The organism is Bacillus sp. 11B20 (assembly GCF_056098985.1).
Genome location: NZ_JBLZWZ010000007.1, coordinates 691,720 through 713,504, shown reverse-complemented (window position 1 = coordinate 713,504; position 21,785 = coordinate 691,720). Strand labels below are relative to the sequence as shown.

Below are 21,785 nucleotides of genomic sequence, written 5' to 3'. Positions count from 1 at the left end.
AAAAGGTTAATTGAACGAAACTGCTAATCTTGCGTTAGCTATTTTTTCGTATGGAATATTGATCTCTTTCTTTCTTGTCTTGATCTTCACTGTCACTGTTGCAATCTCACCATCAAAGCTTGTAAGCTCACCTTCAAATGCTTTTTCACCATCAATTGGTTCATATGTTTTCATGAAAACATTTTTTCCAAGTGCTTTTTCAAAATCAGCTTTTTTCTTTAATGGGCGCTCCGCTCCAGGAGAGGACACTTCAAGAAAGTAGTTTTGGCTAATCGGATCTGCCTCATCAAGCTTTTCGCTCAAGGCTTCGCTCACTTTGGCACACTCTTCGATATCGACACCTTTATCAGAGTCAATAAACACGCGAAGGAACCAGTTTTGACCCTCTTTGACAAATTCAACATCAACGAGTTCAAGCTGTAAGCCATCTAAAATTGGCTGCACCATTTCGCTTACGACATCCACTACTTTTTTGCTCATTCTCTTCCTCCTTGTGCTTTCGATAAACGCTCTTATCAATCATTCTGCATAAAAACCCTGCTTTATGTGAGCAGGGGGAGCAGAAAACGGATGAATAATGTCGAGACAAAAATTGCCTGTTCAATACAAAAGAGCGGGTTTCCCCACTCTTGTCTCGGTAATCGTTAGCATTTCCATAAAAACTATACCATATCCAATTTTTTTATGCAAATGAAGTTCCTTATTCAGCAGGCATTCATCATCGGTTTTTTTCATTCATTCTTTTCGCATGTTCACTGATAAGTGCTGCCTCCCTGCTCCCTTTTATGATGCGGAATCCGTCATAATCCGGATAGAGCGAGTCATCGTCCTGAATGCTTGTTAAAATCCAAAATTGACTGCCAGCACCTCCAAGCCGCTCTACCGCTGACAGCCAGCTTTGATATACGTCTGGACGAGCTGATTGATTTTGGTAGCCAAACTCTTCTAGCACAACTGGTTTTCCGATTGAATTTCCGCGGGTGATATGGTCTTCGATCCATTTCACTCCCCAGACAGCAGACTTGTTCCAGTGATCTGGGTACAGATGATAGGTTCCATAATCGATATTAGGAAGAGATGTTAGACGGTCCCAATCGACGCCTTCCCCTCCTCCGTAAAACCAATCTTCATGTCCTGGTATACGAAAGAATCCTTCATCTCCTACTGCAACAAGGTGGTGACGATCAAGCGATTTGATCCATGTACTCATTTCATCTGCCCATTTGACTAGTCCATTTCCCGTTGGATCTGACTGCATCCGCGGCTCGTTGGCTAATTCCCACGTCATAATAGCTGGGTCGTCTTTATATTGAACACCTGTATACGTATTGGTTCTTTCTAATACATAGCGGACATAATTTTTGTAAGCCTTTTGAATACGAGGATCTGTATAAAAGGTATCATGCGATCCTGCCCCGAACCACTTCACATATTGATTCATACCGCCGAAGTCATCCCAATTGTTCACTAGTGGGATGACAAGCTTTATTCCTTCCTTTCCTGCTTTATAAATGGCATAATCTAGTTTTTGAAATCCCGATTCTTCATAGACCCCTGGACTAGATTGTAAGACTGAGTTTTCTTGAGGGGCCCCGTCGTGAAAGCCCCAAATCCGTATGACCTTTAAATTCATTGCTTTCATATCATCGAACACAGCATCTACCATTTTTTTAGATTTGTAATGGAAATAGTAATTATTTGTGCCGGCGAAGTAAAATGGTTGATTGTTCAGCGTAAATTGTGTACCAGACGTCTGCACATAAGCGGCCGCTTTAATCGTAAGCGAAAACCAGCCGGACCATATAGCGGCCACAAGTATGAAGCAAGATACTCTTTGAGCCCACTTTTTCATTTACATTCTCCTCACAATCTATCTCTATCCTTCTTGAGGCAGGATCACGTCTAGTTGAAACGGTGTTTGTTCATTTGAATCAAGTTCAATCGTCTGCTGTTTCAACATTTTACTTTCTTTACCGATTCGAACCTCATATGTTCCGTGAAATGCTGGACATCTCACATGGCCATTAGCATCTGTTTTTTCAATTCTTTGGGTCGTCCACTCATTTAGAAGCTTTTCATAACGTCTTCCTGCTTCATTTAAAGACCAATCATAATTCACGATGGCTGCATTTTCCCCTCTCCAATGGGCACCTGCCCAAAATCCCCACATCAGCACTCCTTTTACGGCTGGATGACTAAATGCGACGCGATATAAAGCTTCCAGGTTATCCGCTCTTCGATTAGGGTCAGGGTGAACCGAATCGTACTCTGTGACCCATATTGGAAGACCTAGCTCAGCAAGCACATCGAGTCTCTCTTTGACAATGACTGGATCGACCCGTTCTTCAAAATGGCCTTGAACCCCAATCGCCTCAATAGGTGCGCCTAACTGACGCAGTTCATTGATATGCGCTTTATAGGCATGGTGTTCACCATATGAGATCACATTATAATCATTCACAAACAATAGTGCTTGAGGGTCAATTTTTTTCGTTTCTTCATACATCCACTTCCAAATATTTTTCCCAAAGCGATCTTTAAAAAATGAACCATGCATCATTTCATTGTTTACATCCCAATGACGGAACCTTCCCTTAAAGTGATTGCCCGCATGCTCAAGCCGGTTTTTCATGGCTTCATATACTTCATGATTTGGCAGTGACCTTAGCCAGCTTGGATTCGCATCCTCTACCTCCCAAAACAAAGCGTGCCCTCTCACTGGAAGCTGATGTCGATCTGCAAAATTCAGCATCGCATCTGCTTTTTCGTAGGTGATTCTCCCTCTTTGTGGCTCATTCGCATACCATTTTGCCTCATTTTCAAAAACAGCCCAATTAAAATGTTTCACGAAAAAATCAGCATATTGTTGATTAAATAACACTTGATCATTCATCGCTGAACCAAAGGCGAATTCATGTCTGATTTGCTTTATTTCAACCCCTATACCTGCTATTGGCTTTTTTTCACCGTTTGTTACGTTGATCACAAGATCTCTTTGTCTATGCTCTGAGATTCGATCATCCGCCTCTTTTTTCCACATCAGACTGTCCTGTCCATTTTCGCCCCTATTGAATGAATGATGAAGAAAACTTCTTTCTTTGACCATATAAACTCACCCTTATCTTCATTGGATTCTTGATATTTTCTATTCAAACTGCCGGCTAGAAGCCGACAGCTTGAATTTGACCTTTGATCTCTTAGTTGATCAGACGATGATATTCAGCATAGGCAGTGGCCATATCCACTTGAGACCAGAAGCGGTGATAAGTGAAAACTGGTGCACCATTCTCCCATTTGCCTGTAGCTTCATTAAATGAAGACTGATATTTACTTTCGAGTGAAGACCACGCTGGATCTTGTTTAATCTTCGGACGAAGGTCAGCAAAACTCGTATAGACCCCATTCCCTCCTCGCTGCGGGTCAGAAGGAACGGTGCTTGCTCCAGGAATCTGATTTCCTTGACCAAATGTCCCGTTCCATCCATTTGGGAAATACACTTCTTTTCTAAAGAAACGGTCATAGTCTTCTCTATCTTCCTCGGTCACTATGCCGACACCATCATTGTAATTCCATGCAACCTCTAGGAGCTGCGCGGCTGCATCTTTCGCTCTTGCACCAAGCGCTGTATAATCACCTGTTTCCAGCTTTGTGGCTGCAGCAAAGAATATTAAAGCTTTGGCAAGACTCCCTAATACGCCCGTATCCTGAGTCGGATCTTTTGTGACAGCTGTTAAATTTGGATTTCCTGTTGCAGACTGGAACCCATTCCAAGTATCCGGCTGCCCGCTCCAAGCAATATTTCCAGGAAGCCAAAACTCTCCAGGCGCACTTGTTGTAGCAACCGAAACATTTGTTCCTCCTAGAATTCTCTGTCCTTGCTCATCTAAGAAATAACCCTCTTCATCCGACACAGGACGGCTGCCGGTAAAAATGTAATCTAATGCATAGTTGACCCATTTTGTTATGGCAGATTTGGCCATTTGGACATTTTCAGATGTTTTGTCGCCATCTTTGACAAAAATATAATAAAGCTCTGCTACGCGCTCCATTGGCCACGCCTGCATTCCAAACCAGTTATTTGATGGCGGATCAAGGTAAACAGGCGCATCTTCATATGCCATATCGTAAAAAGTACTTCTTCCCGCCGGATAAGCACTATAGTCTCCATTCCAGCTATTGGTTGCGCCTCCTGCTATGGCTCCTTCTTTCGATTGAAGCCATACGTAAAATTCAAGCTGCCTCTTTAAAGTTTTTTCCCAATCGCTTGCCCCGGTAGCAGAAGATGGCTTTAAGCCTCCTTTATCTGTGGATAAAGCATAAGCGGCGACAGGATTTTGATATCCCTGATGACAATGGCTCGCTCCGATACGCCATGACCAGTTGGCATACTCCCCAAGTCCTCCGCCCCAAGAGGTATACCACGCCATTAAGTAATGACAGGCACCCTTTCCGTTTCCAGGATACGGATTCCCCTGCTTCCCGCTTCCAATCGTTTGAAAATATTTATCGTACATACCGTAACGGAGGAAATCCCCCATTTTTTTCGCTTTATCAAGATAAGCTGTCTGATTATAGCCGAGCTCCTTCGCCCAATACATCGCTTGTATCGCACGTGCATCAGCATCTGTTGCATTCGTATAACGCCACTGAGCAGCTGGATCTTGATTTTCTTTTGTGAACAAGCTCATAAAGCCTTCATTCGGCTTACCAAAAGATTTATCGTCTTGTGATGGATGAGGGATGGACTCCCATACAGATTCCTGTGGACCACGCTGGAATGTGTTCACATATGCGGCTGTATGTGATGGGTTGAGCAAGTTCCCATAGCCATACCAGTTATCTACGTCAAGGAGCCAGTGCATTAAATACGTTTCATTTGATCCATAGGTTGATTTTAATTCACCATCAATTGGATCTTGACCAGCAGGACGGGCACCGGTTAATTGGCTTGGGTATTGATCCGGAAATGGTTTCTCTGCTGCGTATGTGGCTGGACTGGACGGATTATAAGCATTCATATGCGGCTGCTCATCATGCCCATCTTCATTGACTGGGATGATGTACTTCTCCATATTGTCCCAAGCTGCCTCTAATTTGCTCCAATCCCCTGTGTAATGTCCGTACAGCACCTCAAGCCATAGCCAATAGCTATACGCTTCCGAAGTTGTCATATGTCCGTAATCAGGCGCTTCACAAATGAGCGTCTCGATTGAATGGTACGGAATTCCTTCTGGTGAAAAATATCCATTCGCATCGCTTTTGATTTGATGATAAAGCGTTAAAAACCGTTCTTTATTTGACAAGTCCTTCACCCTTTCAATAAAATCGTTGATTTTTATTTGTCTGGAAGTGTGCCAAATACTAAAGCACCATCGTCAAAGACAGGAATCTTCGTTGTTTTTTGCATAGTGGATGTTAATCCTTGATAGGAATAATCATTTGAGGCATCCCATATATTCGATCCATTTGGAGCAGATATTCGAAATTGTATTTCCTTCTTATGCTCAGATTCTCCTCTAGGAGAAATAGCTACGCCGGTAAAATCAATTTCTGCAAAATAGACGCGAGCTGATGCGTCATATACCTTTAAAGGCGATAAGGAAGCGCCTTCATTGTAGGCTGCTGTCACCTGAATATCCTTTTCAGTCAATCCCTTTGCAAAGACCTCGCTCAGATTAACGTAATACCTGAAGGAGAGTGTTTGACTGGTTCTTGCCGGCCAGCCGGACCTGTTGTACAGCACTGCTTTCACTTGAGTAGATGTTGTATCGTTATGCATCACAGCTGCCTCTACAAAAAACTCATCCTCCACCTGTTCTTTAGGCGGGAAATTTGGCAGCTTTGATTGGCCTTGACCAAAGAGCTGCACCATTTTGGCGATATTTCCAGTAAAGGCGGCATTATAATCAGTCGCCACTTCGTTAGATATATAATCAGAGATGTCATCGTCATATTGATCCTGTGCATTAGGACCTCCAACAAGCGCTCCATAAAGTGTGTGCCGGTGATTTGGAGGGTTTGTCAGCTGGTTAGACCATGAGCCATGTGCAGTACGATGGTGCGGGTGCTTCGGCGGATTCTGGCCAAACCCAACGACGTAGCTTCTATTCAGCGGATTATCACCTAACATATAGTGAGTTTGCTTGATCGCAAACGATTGGTATCGATTCTTCTTTTCTTGATCAGATACCCAATCAGCATAAACAAAGGCTAAAAATGCTGCATTGGCGGCATAACGAAGTGAACCCCATTGATCTAGCCATGCCAAACCACCAGGCGTATAGGTGATTCTTTCTACTTTTCCATTTTGAACGAGACCTGTGGTCCAGTAATCAAGATTGCGCTCAGTGGATTCTATAAATCTGTTCTCTTTCGTGATTCTTGCAAGTAAGATTTGTGAAGCAAAAAAAGTATTGTCCCATGACATGGTAAACGTATAATCCCAATCCTCCGGCCATTCCTCTACCGCTTTTAATGCTTGGTTTAAATAAGTTTCTTCATTTGTCGCCAAGTACAGCCAGATTCCGCCCCAAATCAGTTCGTCAACATAGCCGCTCCAGGAGTTGTAAAATGGCTGCGCATTGGTGACACAATCTGAATATTTGCCGCGATACTTGTCAGCAAATGCATATAGCTGTTTAGCGTGCGTCAAAAGCTTTGCCGCATAAGACGCATCTGTTTCTTTAAAAATGATAGAACCTGCTGCTAAAGCCGCCGCAGTTTGTGCAGCTACTTCTGTTCCAGGACAATGTTCATCAATTTTAAAAGCTGGCCGGTTCATCGGCATCACTTCTGCTGGTCCCCACCAAGCATGATCAGCATTTCCATCACCTACTTGCGCCCAAAATTCATTCGGGCCCGTATGTGCTTTCAAAAAATAATCCGTTGCCCACTTGATTTGATCTAGTATCTCATCAAGCAGCTCCGCCTCTTCATAAGCTTCCCGGTATTCATATACTGTCCATGCAAGCACGGCTGCTGAATAAGCCATCGGAAGTCCAAATTTCACATGATCTCCTGCATCATACCAGCCACCAGTTAAATCATGCCCAACATCCTTCCCGTCCTCTAGCCCAGAATCTCCCCGCCAGTTAAGACGATTGTTTTCCGGAAGCCGGCCTGACCGCTGCGCTTCATAAAAAAGCATGGATTTTTGTAAAACCTCTACATAGTTGTAAGATGCCATTTCTCTATTGCTCACCCCTTCTTTTTAGTGAAACATTGATCAATAGACGCACCGCCTCCTTTTGATACTTCGTTTCGTGATCTGTACAGTTTTGAAAAGAATCAAATATGTTTCAAAAATAAGCATAGTAAACAGCAATCAGCTTTACGCTCATCGAAGTTTTCTCTTGATTCTCCTTCTGACTGTACCCAGAATGATCATATGTCGCTTAAGAACATTTCAGACGGCGAAATTCTCTTTTGAGCTCTATTTGGGTAGAAAGAATGACATACAATCTCTTCTCTTAAAACATCACGCTAAATCAAGATATATGAATGGATATGAAAATAATTCCAGTTGGTGAAAAATCTTTATTAGTTAACATAATAATATTATTGTATATATAGAAAAGAACGCCCTTTTAAGGGCGCTCTTATTCATCACATTAAAATAAAGAAAGCTGATTTTGATCAGGAAGTGCTTCTAAACAGCCTTGACGATCTAAATACTCAAGAATAGTCTTTGAGACTTTTCCACGCTTTTGTAAATCTTCTTTTGAAAGGAATTCCCCATCTTGCCGCGCGCGGACAATATTTAATGCAACGTTTGTGCCGAGTCCAGGGATCGAGTTGAATGGCGGAATTAATCCGTCTCCATCAATGATAAACTCTGTTGCACTTGAGCGGTACAGGTCCACTTTTTTGAAGTGGTAGCCTCTTTCACACATTTCAAGCGCAAGCTCTAGCACAGTTAATAGGTTCTTTTCTTTCGGTGATGCATCTAAACCTTTTGAATTAATATCATCCATAACGGCTCGAATCGCATTCGATCCTTTTGTCATCGTTTCAATATCAAAGTCATCCGCACGAACGGTAAAGTAAGCCGCATAGTACAGGAGTGCATGATGCACCTTGAAATAAGCAATACGAACAGCCATCAATACATAAGCAGCCGCGTGGGCTTTAGGGAACATGTATTTGATCTTTTTACAAGAATCAATATACCAGTTTGGTACATTATTATTCTTCATTTCTTCTTCCCATTCAGGAGGAAGTCCCTTTCCTTTACGAACAGATTCCATGATTTTAAAGGCAAGTGACGGCTCTAAGCCTTGATAGATGAGATAGACCATAATATCATCACGACACCCAATTACTTCACTTAGTTCACACGTTTTATTGTGAATGAGCTCTTGTGCGTTTCCGAGCCATACATCCGTACCGTGTGAGAGTCCAGAAATCTGAACAAGCTCTGAGAAGGTCGTTGGTTTTGTATCCTCTAGCATTTGCCGAACAAATCTTGTTCCAAATTCCGGGATACCGAGTGTACCTGTTTTACAGCCTATTTGCTCTTCTGTTACACCTAGCGGCTCTGTCCCTTGGAAAATCTTCATGACTTCAGGGTCATCTGTTGGAATCGTTTTTGGATCGATTCCGCTTAAATCTTGAAGCATACGAATGACCGTTGGATCATCGTGCCCAAGAATATCCAGCTTGAGCAAGTTATCGTGAATCGAATGGAAATCAAAATGTGTCGTCTTCCAATCAGAACCTGTCGCATCTGCTGGGTATTGAATAGGTGAGAAATCGTAAATATCCATATAATCCGGCACAACGATAATCCCGCCTGGATGCTGGCCCGTTGTCCGTTTTACCCCTGTACAGCCTTGTACAAGCCGGTCGATTTCAGCACCTCTCATATGAAGGTTATGATCCCCTGCATAGCCTTTCACATAACCGTATGCTGTTTTTTCTGCAACGGTACCAATCGTACCTGCTCGGTATACATACTCTTCTCCGAACAACTCTTTCGTATAGTTATGCGCGATCGGCTGATATTCGCCTGAGAAGTTCAAGTCAATATCAGGAACTTTGTCTCCTTTAAAACCTAAGAACGTTTCAAACGGAATATCATGTCCGTCTTTTTTATACGGCGTTCCACATTCAGGACAGTCTTTATCTGGAAGGTCAAAGCCTGAACCAACAGATCCGTCATTAAAGAACTCAGAGTGCTTACAGCTTGGGCATACATAATGAGGTGCAAGTGGATTTACTTCAGTAATCTCTGTTAATGTCGCAACAAGAGATGAGCCGACAGATCCCCTTGAACCAACAAGATATCCATCATCAAGTGATTTTTTTACGAGCTTATGAGAGATTAAGTAAATAACGGCGAAACCATGACCGATAATACTTTTTAATTCTTTCTCAATGCGGTCTTCTACGATTTTCGGCAGGTCATCTCCGTAGATACTGCGCGCCATTTGATAGCTCATTTCCCGTATTTCTTCATCTGCACCTTCAATTTTTGGTGTGTAAAGATCATCTTTGATAGGTTTAATGCTTTCGACCATCTCAGATACTTTTTGCGTATTTGTTACGACGATCTCTTTCGCTTTTTCGTCTCCTAGGAAGGAGAACGCTTCGAGCATTTCATCTGTCGTTCTAAAATGAACTTTTGGCAGTTCATGTCGGTTCAGCGGATTCGCTCCACCCTGTGATGAAATTAAGATTTTACGATAAATTTTGTCTTCTGGATGCAGGTAATGTACATTCCCAGTCGCCACAACTGGTTTATTCAGCTTTTCGCCAAGTTTGACAATGTTTGTGATGATTTCTTTTAACGCACGTTCATCTCGAACTAGCTCAAGCTGCAGCAGGTGCTGATACACTTCTGGCGGATGTACCTCTAAATAGTCATAAAATGCTGCAATGTCTTCCACCTCATCAGGTGACTTTTGCATCATTCCTTCAAATACCTCACCCTTATCACAAGCAGACCCAACAATTAAACCTTCTCGATATTTCTCAAGCTGTGAGCGCGGAATACGCGGAACCCGATAGAAATAATGAATATGAGAAAGTGAAACAAGCTTAAATAAATTCTTAAGACCTGTCTCATTTTGAGCAATCAAAGTTGCATGGTAAGGACGTGAGCGCTGATAAGCATTCGACTGCCCCATGTTTTCATTCAATTGATCGTGATAGGCAATCTCTTTCTCAGCCGCATCTTTTAGCATCTTCAGCATGAGATAGCCTGTCGCCTCTGCATCATAAATCGCCCGGTGATGCTGCGTTAGTTCAATATCAAACTTTTTACAGAGGGTGTTCAGCCGGTGATTTTTAAATTCTGGGTAAAGGAAACGGCCAAGTTCAAGTGTATCAATGACAGGGTTTGACGCTTTATCTGTTTTTAAGAGGCGTTTATACGCTGCATTTAAAAAGCCCATATCAAAGCTCGCATTGTGCGCAACAAGAATATCTTGTCCAATCCATTCTTTGAAATCCCGTACGACGTCGACGACATCTGGTGCATCTCTCACCATATCATCGGTGATACCTGTTAATTCGATGGTTGTCGCTGATAACGGGTGATGGGGATTTGCAAACGCCTCAAAGCGGTCAATGATTTCCCCGCCTTTGATTTTCACTGCTGCCAGCTCAATGATCGTGTCATAAACGGCTGAAAGTCCAGTTGTCTCTACGTCAAATACGACATATGTCGCATCCTCTAACAAGCGGTGCTCTGGGTTATATGCAATCGGTACCCCGTCGTCCACTAAATTGATTTCCACACCGTACATCATTTTGATGCCATGCTTTTTACTTGCTGCATACGCATCCGGGAAGGATTGTACAACGGCATGATCTGTCAGGGCAATGGCTTCATGTCCCCATTTTTTTGCTTGTTCAACAAGCCTGCCGATGCCAGTGACAGCATCCATTTGGCTCATAGGTGAATGTAAATGAAGCTCCACACGCTTTTCACCCTCAGGTGCTGTATCTTCTTTCAGCTGCGGTTTCATTTCATTGACATCATTAGCGATCATGACAAGATCTCTGACAAACGTATCATTTTGAATGCTTCCTCTTGCTTTCACCCACATGCCTTTTTTCAATGATTTCATCAGCTGAGCATCTTCTTTTTCTCTTGCAAACATTTTGATCAATATACTATTTGTATAATCAGTGATCTTAAAGATACAAAGCGTTCTCCCGCTTTTCAGCTCACGCGTTTCTGCATCGAATACGTAGCCTTGAACGGTGATTCTTCTTTCCTCGTCCATGATACTGTCAAGCGTACGAATTTCTTCATTGTCTTTGATTTGATAGCCAATCATCAGAGGGCCTGATGGAGCTTCATCCTGCTCCTCACTTTCTTTCTTCTCCATCTCAGTGAGGGCTTGCATGGCTCTTTCTTGATCTTCAGCAAGCTTTTGTTCTCTGAACTTCTGAATCTCTTGATCTGATACAAAAATTTCTGTATCGAATTGCAGCTCTGGAAAACCTACTTGTTTAAATGCGGCCTGGAGCATCGGGCTGTACTTCTTCTTAATAGCGAGTGCCTCTGTTTCGCTTTTCGTTTTAATGATGATTTTATGACCAGACAGCGATGGCTTTTGCTGCTGAAGCAAACTGATGATTGGGGGAGAAATTCCTTGAAGTTCTTCCACACAATGTGACCAGTACGATTGTACGAGTTCTTCAGAGATGTGCGGATCACTCACTTCAATTGTACAAGTAATTTGTGCAATATGAGAAAATGCATTTGTCAGTCTGCTGAGAAACATGGCGTATACTTTGTAAGGCAAAAGAGCCTTAAATTTAAAAAGGAAATGCCATGTTTTCGACGCCTTGTGCACCGTCAATTTGACGATTTCCCCTTCTTCAAAGTAACGACTGAGGTCATCATCTGTCATTTGAATCTGATTGAGTAATATATGAAATTGCCGCCGTGTGATCGGTAATTGTTCATCCAAGACAGGACCCTCCTTTTTTCAATCAGAAAGGTACCTCTTTTCTACAGGAGGTACCTTCATTTTTTTGTTCGTTTTATGCTTGGCGTATAAATGAAATCAGATCATCAACAGATACTTCATGTGATTCACCTGATTTTCTAAACTTCACTTCAACAATACCTTCTTCTGAACGTTTACCGCAGCTAATGCGAATTGGCAGTCCAATTAAATCACTGTCTGCAAATTTCACTCCTGCACGCTCCTGGCGGTCATCGAAAAGTACGTCAAAGCCTTCATCTTCTAAGCGCTCGTACAACGTTTCAGCCAGTTCTTTTTGCGCATCGTTTTTCATATTTAATGCAAGGAGGTGAAGGTCATATGGTGCCACTGTTTCCGGCCAAATGATTCCTTTCTCATCATGATGCTGTTCAACAATCGCTGAAAGAGTTCTAGAGATGCCGATGCCATAGCAGCCCATAATCATTGGCTGCGCACGTCCATTCTCATCAAGGTACGTTGCATCCATTGACTCAGAATAACGAGTGCCGAGTTTAAAGACTTGTCCTACTTCAATCCCTTTTGCAAACTGGATTGTGCCTTCCCCGTCTGGAGAAACATCTCCTTCTTGAATCAAGCGAAGATCTGTGAATTCTTTCACTGACACATCACGTGCAGGGTTGACGTTGACATAGTGATAATCCGCTTCATTTGCACCAGCGACTGCATTTGTCATTCCCTTCACAGCAAGGTCCGCATAAATATCGACTTCTGCTTCCAGTTTAACAGGTCCAACAAATCCAGGCTCAGTTCCAGTGACTTCTAGCACTTCTTCGCGTGATGCTAGTTCGACAAGCTGTGCTCCTACTAAGTTTTTCACTTTCACATCATTTACTTCATGATCGCCTCTAGTAAGGATGAGAACATACGCATCATCTGCTTTAAACAAAACAGATTTCATGCATGCAGAAGGATCAACTTCTAAAAATCCAGCCACATCTTGGATTGTTTTCGCTTGCGGCGTGTAGACTTTTTCAAGCTCTTTGAAGTCCACAGGATTTGCTTCTTCTCCGTGATATACAGCCTCAGCCATTTCAATGTTTGCAGCATATGAGGAAGTATCAGAATAAGCGATGGTATCCTCTCCGACCTCTGAGAGTGCCATGAACTCATGTGTATCTTTTCCGCCCATTGCCCCAGAATCTGCAATGACTGGTCTAAAGTTGAGACCCACTTTTGAGAACACATTAGAATAAGCTGTAAACATTTTGTTGTATGTCTCGTCAAGGCTTTCTGGTGAAGAATGGAATGAGTATGCATCCTTCATAATAAATTCACGTCCGCGCAGCAGTCCAAAGCGTGGTCTCTGTTCATCACGGAATTTTGATTGAATTTGATATAGAGTTAAAGGTAGCTTCTTATACGATTTCACTTCACTGCGTACTAGTGATGTAATCACTTCTTCGTGGGTTGGACCAAGCGCAAATTCGCGGCCATGGCGATCCTTCATACGCATCAGTTCTGGACCGTATGTATACCATCTTCCTGACTCTTGCCACATTTCTGCCTGCTGAAGCACTGGCATTAACAGCTCAGCTGCGCCTGCCTTTTCCATTTCCTTGCGGACGATGGATTGAATATGCTGAATGACTTTATGCGCAAGCGGCAGATAATGATAGATTCCACTTGTATTTTGTCTAATAAATCCAGCTCTTACTAAGAGTTGATGGCTTTTTGCCTCAGCATCTGCCGGCACCTCTCGAAGAGTTGGAATGAAAGTCAGGGATTGTCTCATGTCGTTACACCTCATTTATGAAATAGGACTTCTCACAAAAACTCTTGTTTCCCGGAATGAGAAACAAGAGAGAATGGTTTTTATAAAAATAACCGCTGAATGTCATTCCACGTTACCACTAACATTAACAGCATGAGGAAAGCAACACCAATAAAGACAACAAGTGCTTCTTTCTCACGATTAATTGGTTTACCGCGAATGGCTTCAACAAATAAGAATAGTAAACGTCCTCCGTCTAATGCAGGAATCGGTAACAAATTCACGATGCCTAGGTTGATACTGAGGAACGCCGCAAACTGCATTAATGTTAACACACCTTGTTTGGCTACTTCTCCTGTCATGTCATAAATTCCAACAGGACCTGCTAACATATCTAGTGAAAATTGTCCTGTGACAATCTTTTGCAAGTTCGTTAAGATCAGACCTGCCGTTGAAATGACGGTTGTGCCTGAAGATGAAATAACTTTCAAAAATCCATTTTCCGTTGGCGGATATGATCCGAAACGGCCAATGCTTTTTCCGTCAGCTTTCACAGCTTCTGGTACAACCTGCACAGTGCTTTCTTTGCCGTCTCGGTCAATGACGACATTCATTTTTTTCTCAGGGTTCTTTTGAACTGTTTGAACGACGTCTGTCCAAGAATTCATTTTCTCGCCGTTAATGGACACGATGTGATCTCCCTGCATCAGTCCAGCTTCCGCCGCTCGTCCGTCTTTTGTCAGCTTACCGAGTACAGGATCATCAACGGTTACCCCTTGGATAAAGCCTAAAGCAACCAAAATCACATACGCCAGGATAAAGTTCATAATTGGTCCAGCTGCGATGGCTTTAATTCGCTGCCAAACCGTTTTTGAACCAAATTGACGATTGTATGGTGCAATTTGAATTTCTTCACCATCTGCAATATAGAAGCTTGTTTGACTGACATTGTAGCCAGTCAGAATATCTTCATTTCCAGCTTCATATCCCGAGATTCTCATGGCATGATCTAAATCGATCTGCTCCACTTCGATGACAAGTGCATCAGGATATTTTTCTTTATCATTTAAAATGATCTTTTCTACTTCATTTTGCTCATTGAATAAGAGCCCCACTGTATGACCTGGTTTAATTTCGATGACTTCTGGGTCTTCTCCAGCCATTTTCACAAATCCGCCAATAGGGAGGAGTCTAATGGTATAAACGGTTTCCTTTCGTTTAAAGGAGAAAATCTTCGGCCCAAAACCAATTGCGAACTCGCGGCATAAAATCCCCGCGCGCTGCGCCATAATTAAATGGCCAAGCTCGTGGAAAAAAACGAGCGTTCCAAAAATAATAATAAACGCAATCACTGTATTCACGAACATACCACCTTATGTGAGGATTGATTGAACAAAGTCTCGTGTATCTTTGTCCACTTCATGGATATCTTGCAAACTAGGCGTTGAAATCACATGATGTCTAATTAGTGCCTTTTCAATCAATTCTTCAATTTGCAGGAACGTTACTTTGCCTTTCAGAAATGCATCGACTGCTATTTCATTTGCTGCATTAAGTACAGCAGGCATTGTCCCTCCTATTTTACCTGATTCATAAGCAAAATGTAAGCAGCGATACCTGTCAAAATCCGCTTTTTGGAAATTCAATTGTCCAATCTCCCAAAGGTTCAATGATTTCGCTTCTTGTAACGGCGCCCTGTCAGGGTATGTGAGTGCATATTGAATAGGCACTCTCATGTCAGGTGTCCCTAACTGAGCCATGACGCTTTTGTCGTGAAATTCCACCATCGAATGGATAATGCTCTCTTTATGTAGCAACACATCAATTTGTTCATAAGGGATATCAAACAACCAATGTGCCTCGATCACCTCGAGCCCTTTATTCATCATCGTCGCTGAATCAATGGTGATTTTCGCTCCCATCGACCAGTTCGGGTGGTTCAGCGCTTCTTCAACCGTAACACCTTCAAGTTCAGTTCGTTTTTTATCTCGGAAACTACCACCTGAAGCTGTCACGATTAAGCGTTCAATATTTTTAGCTTGTTCACCTTGCAGGCATTGAAAAATAGCGGAATGCTCACTATCGACAGGAAGTAAAGGTACATCATATGTTTTAGCGTACTCTTTTACTATATGACCAGCTGTTACAAGTGTTTCCTTATTTGCGAGTGCAATCGTCTTTTTTTGTTCAATGGCCTTTAATGTTGGAACAAGTCCAACACTTCCTACAAGTGCATTTACCACTACGTCCACTGCATCATAGGTCGCTGCCTCGATGTTGGCTTCATCACCAGCAGCCAGCTTCACACCGTATGCAAATGAATGATTTTTTAGCATGCGATAGGTTTCTTCGTCTACACAGCCAACGAATTCAGGCTGAAAGCGCTCAATGATCGGAATCGCTTTTGCTATATTTCTGCCAAAGGTCATGGCTTTCAGCTTAAATTTGTCCGGGTGCTGCCTGATCACATCTAACGTTTGTTCTCCAATTGATCCTGTTGCGCCTAATAGCGAAATATATTTCAAATTGCCACTCCTTCTCTCGTTCAATAAGTTTCTATGAGGTTAGCTGGCAAACGTTGCGAGCAGTAAGTATAAAAACGGCAGAACGAATAAAAAGCTGTCAAACCTGTCCAAAATTCCGCCATGGCCAGGGAGAATTGTCCCTGAATCCTTCACGTGATAATGACGCTTTAAAGCAGATTCCACTAGGTCGCCAAGCTGTCCAAAGATACTGAGTAAAAGAGTAATAAACATCACAAGCAGATATGATGGCAAAAATCCTGTAACCGCCTGAAACACAAGTGACAACACGACCGCTGTGACGATTCCGCCGATAAATCCTTCTACTGTTTTGTTTGGGCTGATTTCAGGCCAAAGCTTTCGTTTCCCCATAGATTTCCCAATAAAGTAGGCTCCTGAGTCAGTAGACCAAATAATCACTGCTGCGAAGAAGATCGCACTCATGCCATATAAGCCTCTAATTTGGATAAAATAATAGAAACTAACGCCAATATATAATGTGGCTAATACAACAAAAGCAACCTCATCGAATGTAAAAGAGTTTTTGCTCAAAACTGTATAAGTTAAAAGTATTAAGACTGCGAATAAAGCAATCTGCATTTTTGATGCGTCCACGTTTGGGAAGAAACTGTTGTCTCCGCCCATTAAAAGCCAAAGCAATATTAAGCTGACAATACCAGGAAAGCTGAAAATCGAGATTTTTTTCATTCTTAAAAGCTCAAAGAGAGCGACACTTCCCATTAAATAAATCAGCAGGGTAAATGGCATCTGTCCATATATAACAGCAAGTAAAAAGACTGCAGCTGCCAAAACACCCGTCAAAATTCTTTGTTTCATCTGCACCACCCTCTAAATTCCACCGAACCTCCGGCCGCGGCGCTGGTACTCTCCAATAGCGCCTATAAGGTGCTCATCAGAAAAGTCAGGCCAAAGCACATCCGTAAAGACAAACTCGCTGTAAGCAATTTGCCAAAGCATAAAGTTGCTTAATCTAATTTCTCCACTCGTGCGAATGAGCAAATCCGGATCTTGAAGAGATTCTGTCATTAAATAAGCTGAAAACATCTCTTCTGTGATGTCTTCTGCTTGAAGCTTACCTTCTTTGACCATTTCAGAAATTTGTCTGCATGCGGAGACGATTTCTGTGCGCCCCCCGTAGTTGAGCGCAAAATTCAAAACGAGTCCGTCGTTATTTGCCGTACTCTTTACTGCATTCTCTACCGCTTTTTTCGTATGCTGCGGGAGGCCGTCTGGATCACCTGTTAAACGCACACGGACATTCTCCTCGATGAGTTCAGGCAGGTAGATGTTTAAAAATTCTTCAGGAAGTTTCATTAAAAAGTCTACTTCTAGTTTTGGACGTTTCCAATTTTCCGTAGAGAAAGCATACAAAGTCAGCACTTTGACATTCAGCTCATTTGCAAGCTTTGTCATGCGCTTGACGACTTTCATTCCTTCATGATGACCTGCTACCCGTGGAAGAGCACGTTTTTTCGCCCATCTTCCGTTCCCATCCATGATAATGGCGATATGTTCAGGAATTTCTCCATTTAATATGTCTTCTTTTGTCAGGCTTTCTAAGTTGGAAGCTGCTGTTTGCTGATTCTTCCAATTTTTGAGTATATTGAGCATGAGATTCCTCCATCACCCAAAAAGGTTGCGTTCCCGCTAATAATATAGTCATCAACAGTATTAACAAAAAAACCCCCTGTAAACATGAAGAGGGTCTTTTCACTATTATCTATTGTACATAGTTTTTTCTTAAACTTCCATGATTTCTTTTTCTTTATCTTTCGTCACGTCATCAATTTTAGCGACATATTCATCTGTCAATTTTTGGACATCCTCTGTCGATGATCTTAATTCATCTTCAGTGATCTCCCCATTTTTCTCAAGCTTTTTCAAATCATCGTTTGCATCACGACGAACGTTACGAACAGCTACTTTTGCTTCTTCTGAGTATTTTTTCACTACTTTCACAAGCTCTTTACGTCTTTCTTCTGTCAGCGCAGGAATCGCAATGCGGATCACATTTCCGTCACTTGTTGGCGTGATGCCAAGATCAGACTTTTGGATCGCTTTTTCGATATCACCGATTGCTGTTTTATCGTAAGGTGTGATAATCAGCATACGTGCTTCTGGCACTGTGATTGACGCAATTTGGTTAAGAGGTGTTTGTGCACCGTAATAATCAACTGTCACTTTATCAAGCAGTGAAGCATTTGCACGGCCTGCACGAACAGTTGCAAGCTCACGTCCGTATGCTTGTACAGCTTTTTCCATTTTTTCTTTCGTTTGGTTCAACACTTCTTTTGACACGTTATTTCCCCCTCACGATCGTTCCGATTGATTCGCCATTTACGGCACGTTTAATATTTCCTTCTTCCATAATGGAGAAGACAATTAATGGAATGTCATTGTCCATACATAATGAGGACGCAGTAGAATCCATTACAGCAAGCCCTTCTTTAAGTACATCAAGATATGAAAGCTTATCATATTTTACTGCATCCGCATCTGTACGAGGATCAGCACTGTAGACACCATCTACATTATTTTTCGCCATTAAAATGACATCTGCTTCAATTTCTGCTGCACGAAGTGCTGCCGTAGTATCTGTAGAGAAATAAGGGTTACCTGTTCCAGCAGCAAAAATGACGACACGTTTCTTCTCAAGATGACGGATCGCTTTTCTTCTTATGTATGGTTCTGCAACCTGTCTCATTTCGATAGAGGTTTGCACTCTAGACTGAATGCCAAGCGTTTCTAGGCTGTCCTGTAACGCCAGTGAGTTCATCACTGTTGCCAGCATCCCCATGTAGTCTGCTGTTGCACGGTCCATTCCTAGATCACTGCCTGTCTTTCCGCGCCAAAGGTTTCCTCCGCCTACAACGACTGCAACTTCAACATCAAGCTCTGCAATTTCTTTTACTTGCTTTGCAATGGATTGAATGACAGTTGGGTTAATTCCATTTCCAGCATCACCCGCTAGTGCTTCGCCACTTAGCTTCAGTACAATGCGATTATATTTCGGTTTGCTCATGATAACCTCCAAGTGTAAACTATACCGTCTCTTATTATGCGTAAGAAACTGCCTTTTGTAAATCAATATCCTCTAAAAAATAGGGAACACAGTGCTTGTGCTCCCCTAAAAAAGCCCCAGAGAGCTTTTCAAACATTATTTTTTCACTTGGCTCATAACTTCTTCAGCAAAGTTGTCTTGACGTTTTTCGATACCTTCGCCCACTTCATAGCGAACATAAGTTTGAACAGTTGCGTTTTTCGCAGCTACAACTTGTTTCACTTTTTCATCTGGGTTTTTAACGAACGCTTGGTCAAGTAAGCAAATTTCTTCGAAGAATTTGTTTAGACGGCCTTCTACCATTTTAGCTACGATGTTTTCAGGCTTTCCTTCTTGAAGCGCTTGCTGTGTTAATACTTCACGCTCACGGTTTGCTTCTTCTTCTGACACTTGGTCACGAGAAATGTATTTAGGGTTTACAGCTGCAACGTGCATTGCGATGTCTCTTGCAAGCTCTTCGTCAGTTGTTCCGTTAAGAACAGCTAACACACCAATACGTCCGCCCATGTGCAGGTATGAACCGAATGCAGCATTATCTTCTTTTGTGATGACAGAGAAACGGCGTAGAGTGATTTTCTCTCCGATTTTCGCAATTGCAGATGTGATATGCTCTTCAACTGTTGAACCGTTTTCCATTTTAGAAGCATGAGCTTCTTCAATTGTTGCAGGTTTAGCAGCAAGCAAATGATCAGCAAGTTCGTTAAGAAGTGCTTGGAATCCTTCGTTTTTCGCAACGAAATCAGTCTCAGAGTTCACTTCTAGAATGACGCCTGTGTTGCCGTCAGTTTTGATAAGAGTTAATCCTTCTGCCGCAATACGGTCTGCTTTTTTCGCAGCTTTTGCGATTCCTTTTTCTCTTAGAAGGTCGATTGCTTTCTCGATGTCACCATCAGTTTCTGTTAACGCTTTTTTACAGTCCATCATACCTGCACCAGTTTTTTGACGCAGTTCTTTAACTAATTGAGCAGTAATTGCCATTTTACATTTCCTCCTTCTATGTTAAAACACGGATTACTAGGTGAAAAAAAGGTGATAAAAGGCATTTCCCTCTTATCACCTTTTGAATAGGTTACGCAGTTGTTGTTTCAGTTTCTGTCGTTTCTTCTACAACAGCTTCTTCTTCGCCTTGTTTAGACTCAAGAATTGCATCTGCCATTTTAGCAGTTAGAAGTTTTACAGCACGGATTGCATCATCGTTTGCAGGGATCACAACATCAATTTCGTCTGGATCACAGTTTGTGTCAACGATACCGATGATTGGGATATTCAATTTACGAGCTTCTGCAACTGCAATACGCTCTTTACGAGGGTCGATAATGAAAAGTGCATCCGGAAGACTCTTCATGTCTTTGATTCCGCCTAGGAATTTTTCAAGACGCTCTAATTCTTTTTTCAGTTGAACGACTTCTTTCTTAGGAAGAACTTCGAATGTACCGTTTTCTTGCATTTTTTCAATATCTTTCAAACGTTTAATACGTTTTTGGATTGTTTCAAAGTTTGTTAAAGTTCCACCAAGCCAGCGTTGGTTCACATAGAACATACCAGAACGGATTGCTTCTTCTTTCACTGAATCTTGTGCTTGCTTTTTCGTACCAACGAAAAGGATTTTTCCTCCGTCAGCAGCAAGGTTTTTCGTGAAGTTGTAAGCTTCCTCTACTTTTTTCACCGTTTTTTGAAGGTCGATGATGTAGATACCGTTACGCTCTGTAAAGATGTAACGCTTCATTTTTGGGTTCCAACGGCGAGTTTGGTGACCGAAGTGAACACCAGCTTCTAGCAATTGTTTCATAGAAATAACTGACATTTTGTTGCCTCCTAATATAATGGTTTTTTTTCCTCCGCTTAAGTCATGTTCACATAAAACTGCGCCACGGCAGCACCTTCATACGAATCATTAAGCGTGTGTATTTAACACCAAGAAATAATATAACACATGATGGACTGACAATCAAGAATCCTTTACAGCTTTCCGCTAAATTTTAATAAAAGCTCGATTTCTGTCTTGCCAGTTTTCATTTCTTTCGCTATTTCTTCTAGTGACCGCCCTTCATCATATAGGGTCTTCACTTGATTTTCGAATGTTTCTTCTATTTCACTTTCAGAAGGCAGAGAAGCCTCTGTTTCAAGTGGTGGAACGGGTTCGTTTACCTTCTCTTCCTGCACCTCAACTTCACTAAGGAGAGCCGACAGGTGCTCTGGTACGGGATCTTCACTTTCGACCGATTGCTGGGATTCAATTGGTGGTTGTGGCTGCTTTGGTGTCTGAAGATCCGATTTCAGCTCTTCAGCAGAAAAATCAGGGGAAGCGGCTGCCACTTTTGTTAGCTTGTCATTCTCTTCTTTGACTTCCATCAAAAATGCAGCCAGGGTATTTTCCGTTTCTTCTAGAAGTTCTCGCTGTTTTTGTTCTGTTGCCTTCAGCGAATTCATTCTCGTATATAAAATAATCACAAAATAAATAAGTGCAGCATGAAGCATGAAGCTAATCAGCCATAACATATTTTTTC

Annotated in this window: 16 protein-coding genes; all 16 read right to left on the bottom strand. The window is 42.1% G+C overall.

The window, feature by feature from the left end; translation table 11 throughout:
* Window positions 1-6: 6 nt before the first annotated feature.
* Window positions 7-480, bottom strand: coding sequence for a ribosome maturation factor RimP (rimP, locus tag ACN6NB_RS07885; protein ID WP_003211398.1), 474 nt, complete (start codon window positions 478-480; stop codon window positions 7-9).
* Between the two features lie 238 nt (window positions 481-718).
* Complete coding sequence (locus ACN6NB_RS07880) at window positions 719-1,852, bottom strand: glycoside hydrolase 5 family protein (protein ID WP_073979498.1); 1,134 nt, start codon at window positions 1,850-1,852, stop codon at window positions 719-721.
* A 24-nt stretch (window positions 1,853-1,876) separates the two neighbouring features.
* Complete coding sequence (locus ACN6NB_RS07875; protein WP_474253298.1) at window positions 1,877-3,106, bottom strand: endo-1,4-beta-xylanase; 1,230 nt, start codon at window positions 3,104-3,106, stop codon at window positions 1,877-1,879.
* A gap of 91 nt (window positions 3,107-3,197) precedes the next feature.
* Entirely contained in the window at window positions 3,198-5,303 is a 2,106-nt protein-coding gene (locus ACN6NB_RS07870; RefSeq protein WP_474253297.1) for a glycoside hydrolase family 48 protein, read from the bottom strand.
* A gap of 32 nt (window positions 5,304-5,335) precedes the next feature.
* Complete coding sequence (locus tag ACN6NB_RS07865) at window positions 5,336-7,186, bottom strand: glycoside hydrolase family 9 protein (protein ID WP_151284285.1); 1,851 nt, start codon at window positions 7,184-7,186, stop codon at window positions 5,336-5,338.
* Between the two features lie 424 nt (window positions 7,187-7,610).
* Window positions 7,611-11,924 carry a PolC-type DNA polymerase III gene (locus ACN6NB_RS07860; RefSeq protein ID WP_064498450.1) on the bottom strand — a complete coding sequence of 1,438 codons (4,314 nt, stop codon included), beginning with the start codon at window positions 11,922-11,924 and terminating at the stop codon, window positions 7,611-7,613.
* Window positions 11,925-11,997: 73 nt separating this feature from the next.
* On the bottom strand, window positions 11,998-13,695 hold the full coding sequence (locus tag ACN6NB_RS07855; protein ID WP_474253296.1) for a proline--tRNA ligase: 1,698 nt from the start codon (window positions 13,693-13,695) through the stop codon (window positions 11,998-12,000).
* 80 nt (window positions 13,696-13,775) lie between these two features.
* On the bottom strand, window positions 13,776-15,041 hold the full coding sequence (rseP, locus tag ACN6NB_RS07850; protein WP_087975441.1) for an RIP metalloprotease RseP: 1,266 nt from the start codon (window positions 15,039-15,041) through the stop codon (window positions 13,776-13,778).
* A gap of 6 nt (window positions 15,042-15,047) precedes the next feature.
* Entirely contained in the window at window positions 15,048-16,199 is a 1,152-nt protein-coding gene (gene dxr, locus ACN6NB_RS07845; protein ID WP_039178581.1) for a 1-deoxy-D-xylulose-5-phosphate reductoisomerase, read from the bottom strand.
* Window positions 16,200-16,238: 39 nt separating this feature from the next.
* The gene (locus tag ACN6NB_RS07840) at window positions 16,239-17,033 is read right to left on the bottom strand and encodes a phosphatidate cytidylyltransferase (protein WP_024424148.1); all 795 of its coding nucleotides are present in this window, start codon (window positions 17,031-17,033) and stop codon (window positions 16,239-16,241) included.
* A gap of 12 nt (window positions 17,034-17,045) precedes the next feature.
* The gene (locus tag ACN6NB_RS07835; protein WP_039178577.1) at window positions 17,046-17,828 is read right to left on the bottom strand and encodes an isoprenyl transferase; all 783 of its coding nucleotides are present in this window, start codon (window positions 17,826-17,828) and stop codon (window positions 17,046-17,048) included.
* Between the two features lie 129 nt (window positions 17,829-17,957).
* Entirely contained in the window at window positions 17,958-18,515 is a 558-nt protein-coding gene (frr, locus tag ACN6NB_RS07830; protein ID WP_024424150.1) for a ribosome recycling factor, read from the bottom strand.
* A gap of 1 nt (window position 18,516) precedes the next feature.
* Window positions 18,517-19,239, bottom strand: a complete 723-nt coding sequence (gene pyrH / locus ACN6NB_RS07825) for a UMP kinase (protein ID WP_008344767.1) — start codon at window positions 19,237-19,239, stop codon at window positions 18,517-18,519.
* A 135-nt stretch (window positions 19,240-19,374) separates the two neighbouring features.
* Window positions 19,375-20,256, bottom strand: a complete 882-nt coding sequence (tsf, locus tag ACN6NB_RS07820; RefSeq protein ID WP_034281801.1) for a translation elongation factor Ts — start codon at window positions 20,254-20,256, stop codon at window positions 19,375-19,377.
* 91 nt (window positions 20,257-20,347) lie between these two features.
* Window positions 20,348-21,082, bottom strand: coding sequence for a 30S ribosomal protein S2 (rpsB, locus tag ACN6NB_RS07815; protein WP_024426991.1), 735 nt, complete (start codon window positions 21,080-21,082; stop codon window positions 20,348-20,350).
* A gap of 155 nt (window positions 21,083-21,237) precedes the next feature.
* A complete protein-coding gene (locus ACN6NB_RS07810) occupies window positions 21,238-21,777 on the bottom strand; it encodes a hypothetical protein (RefSeq protein ID WP_064498448.1) in 540 nt (179 codons plus the stop codon).
* Window positions 21,778-21,785 lie beyond the last annotated feature (8 nt).